This is a genomic window from Campylobacter sp. TTU-622, from assembly GCF_016598965.1.
Lineage (GTDB): Bacteria > Campylobacterota > Campylobacteria > Campylobacterales > Campylobacteraceae > Campylobacter_D.
In genome coordinates this window covers 1-3,541 of record NZ_JAENKR010000106.1, presented here as the reverse complement: position 1 = coordinate 3,541, position 3,541 = coordinate 1, and the positions used below count along the sequence as shown (strand labels likewise).

At 25.6% G+C, this 3,541-nt stretch carries 3 protein-coding genes; all 3 read right to left on the bottom strand.

What is annotated here, in order from left to right; genetic code table 11:
• On the bottom strand, positions 1-1,588 hold a 1,588-nt coding region (gene abc-f, locus JG677_RS07405), incomplete at its 3' end, for a ribosomal protection-like ABC-F family protein (RefSeq protein ID WP_200286012.1).
• Positions 1,589-1,609: 21 nt separating this feature from the next.
• Positions 1,610-2,092, bottom strand: a complete 483-nt coding sequence (locus JG677_RS07400) for a hypothetical protein (RefSeq protein ID WP_200217496.1) — start codon at positions 2,090-2,092, stop codon at positions 1,610-1,612.
• On the bottom strand, positions 2,092-3,541 hold a 1,450-nt coding region (locus JG677_RS07395), incomplete at its 5' end, for a 30S ribosomal protein S1 (protein ID WP_200286010.1). The genes JG677_RS07400 and JG677_RS07395, both read right to left, overlap by 1 nt.

Here is a 3,541-nt window from a genome sequence, read left to right as displayed (position 1 = left end):
CTATATTAATTTTGCCATTTTTTTCAAAAGCATAAATTTTATTAGCAATTTTATCAACAAAATATCTATCATGAGAAATAAATAAAATAGCACCTTTATAATCTAAAAGATATTCTTCTAAAATATTAATTGTTGAAATATCAAGATCATTTGTTGGCTCATCTAAAATTAAAACATCATATTCTTTAGTAAAAAGCAAAGCTAAGGCGACGCGATTTTTCTCTCCACCACTTAATACGCTTACAGGCTTATCTAAAAATTCTTTTGGAAATAAAAAATGCTTTAAATAACCATAAATATGCATATTTTTGCCTTTAACTAAAACTCTATCACCTCCATTAGGACAAAAAATTTCAATAAGAGTTTTATCTGAATTTAAAAGCGTTCTTGCTTGATCAAAATACCCTATTTTTATATCTCCTTTTTTAATCTTCCCGCTATCACTTAAAACTTGCTCCATAAGAATCTTTAAAAATGTTGATTTGCCACAACCATTTTTACCAACTATAGCTATACGTTCATTTTGTAAAATTCTTGCACTAAAATCTTTAAAAAGAACTTTTTCACCTATACTTTTACTAATATTTTCAAGTTCAAAAAGCATTTTCTTGCGGTTTGAATTTTGATTTGAATTTATTTGACTTGCTCTTTGAATTTCAAGTTTAAGACGATTTATAATTGCAGGATTTTTCTTAGCTTCCTCTCTCATTTTTAAAATTCTTTCTTTGCGACCTTGATTTCGTTTAAGTCTTGCCTTAACACCTTTTCTTAACCATTCTTCTTCACTTTTGAGTTGCTTTAATAAATTTTCATAATTTTTTGAAAGATTTTGAAGGATTTGAGCTTTTTTATCTAAATAATTTGTATATCCCCCTTCAAAAACATTAATATTGCCATTTTCTATTTCGACACATTTATGTGCTATTTCTTCTATAAAATATCTATCGTGCGAAATAAAAATAATACACATTTTAGATTTTTTAAGCATATCCTCTAAAAAACTTGTCATATAAACATCTAAATGATTGGTTGGTTCATCTAAAAGAAGTATATCAGGATTTTTAAGCAAGAGAATACTAAGACCAACTCTACGAATCTCTCCTCCGCTTAAAGAGCAAACCATTTGATCTTTAAATTCCAATAGCTTTAATTCATTTAAAATTCTATGAATTTTTTGATCAATATTCCAAGCATCTTTACTATCAATCAAATTTATAAGTTCATCAATTCTTTTTAATAAAGTTTTATTGCAAGGATCTTTAGATAATTTATCTTGTAAATTTTCATACTCATTTAAAGTATCATAAATTTCTTTAAGTTCTTTATGGATTAATTCATTAACACTTAAATTAAGTTCAAAATCGACCTGTTGGGAAAGCATTGCTATGGTTTTTCCATTCTGCCTTAAAACTCTTCCACTATCTAAAGATAAATTTCCAAAAATGATTTTTAAAAAAGTAGATTTTCCTTGTCCATTCTTACCTATTATGGCAATTTTTTCACCTTCGCAAACACTAAAATTTGCTTCATTAAGAATAATTCTTTCATCAAATCTTTTTGATGCATTAATTAAATCTATTAGTGCCAAAAAAATCCTTAAAATAATAGTTTATAACCATATTTCCTTTGCTTTAGCATTAATTTTATATTCTTTTAATTTATTAATAATATTTTCAATTAAGGTTTTATTATCAGTATTTAAAAAAATCTCTGGATTATCATTTGATTTTAATAAAAAATAATCAATATTAAAAAAATTAAGAGTTTGTTTTAAACAAAATATAGAATAAATATCATATTTATTAATTATTAATTGATAGTACTTACTTTTTTCCTTAAAATCGCTTATATCAGCCTCAAAATGCATGCTAAATTGTTCTGCTGCTGGAGTATAATCTTTTGAGACCCAATTAGCAACTTCTTCTTGCCAAGTAGGGTTGTTATTAGTAGAAATTGCTTGAATTTTATTATCTTGCATAAATTGCGGAGTAAAATCTATATTTGATTTAAAACTCCACAACAAAAAGAAAACAGCAACAAGTAAAATCAGTAAGAAAAAACCTAAAAATCCTATAAGGAAATACTGCTTCATTATGATAAATGATCTTTTATAATATCACCTAAAGTAATTTTGTCATTATTATTAATTTCATTTAAAGCTTCTCTTTCTTTTATTTTTAATAAATTCTTCACACTTAAACGAATTCTATTCTTCTTTTCATCAATAAAAGCAATACTTGCTTCAACTTCATCTCCAATTTTTAATTTTTCAAAATCTGAAATATTAATATCTTCTTTATGGATTAAAGCATCGACTTCTTCACTAAGTTCAACAAAAACACCAAATTCTTTTATATCTCTAACAATGCCTTTGACTATATCTCCTACTTTATGTTCTTTAGCATAACTTTGAACAGGGCTTTGAGTCAATTCTTTTGCACTTAAAGAGATTTTTTGATTTTCTGTATCTATTTTAATAATTTTAACTTTTATTTTATCTCCACTTTTAAACAAATCTTTACATTTGATATTTCTATTCCAAGAAGCATCTTCATTATGTAAAAGTCCCTCTATAGAATCAAATTTAACAAAAGCACCAAATGAAGTAATAGAAGTAACTACACCTTCTACAATATCACCACTTTTATACATTTTGATAAAATTCTCAAAAGGTTTTGTTAATAAATTTCTTAAAGATACCCTTAAACGTCTTTCTTCTGGATTTATTTCAATCACTTCAACATCAATTTCTTGTCCCTTGCTAAGATAGTCTTTTGGTGTTTTAATATTTTTATCCCAAGAGATTTCACTAATGCGTAAAAAACCTTCTATATCATTGCCTAAATCAACAAAGGCTCCATATGATTCTATATTTGATACTACAACCTTAATAGTATCTCCAACTTCTAAATTATCTTTTATCTCCATCCAAGGATCTGGCAAAGCAGCTTTAATAGAAAGAGAAAGATGCTTTTTATCTTTATCGTATTTTATAACCTTAACTGGAACTTTATCACCTTCTTTATAAAAAAGATTTGGATTTACAGGACCTTTATACGAAATTTCACTATAATGCACAAGTCCATCAATTCCTCCAACATCAACAAACATTCCATAAGTTGTTATTTTTTTAATAACTCCTTCTATAAGATCTTGTGTTTGAGTAATATTATAAATAGTTTCTTTTCTTTTCTTTCTTTCTTCATCTAAAATCTTTTTTCTAGAAACAACAATACTTTGATTTTCTTTATCAATTTTGATAATTTTAACTTTAAAAGTTTTATTTAAAACATTAGCATTTTCTTTAAAACCATACTGAGATTTAGGTAGAAAAAATTCAACATTATCTTTATCAATAGCTATAAGACCGCCTTTATTTTTTCCTATAATTTTAACCTCAAAAATACTTTCTTGATCTTCTTTATAGTTTTCAATAAACCAAATTACTTTTTCTTTTCTTAAAGCTTTACTATGAGATATTAAAGATTTTCCATTGCGTGACCCAATGATAGCAACTTTTATTTTATCACCTATTTTAAAT

Bases quoted from the DNA above. Each gene is read 5' to 3' on its own strand.
- JG677_RS07400 (WP_200217496.1), bottom strand. From the start codon at position 2,092: ATGAAGCAGTATTTCCTTATAGGATTTTTAGGTTTTTTCTTACTGATT.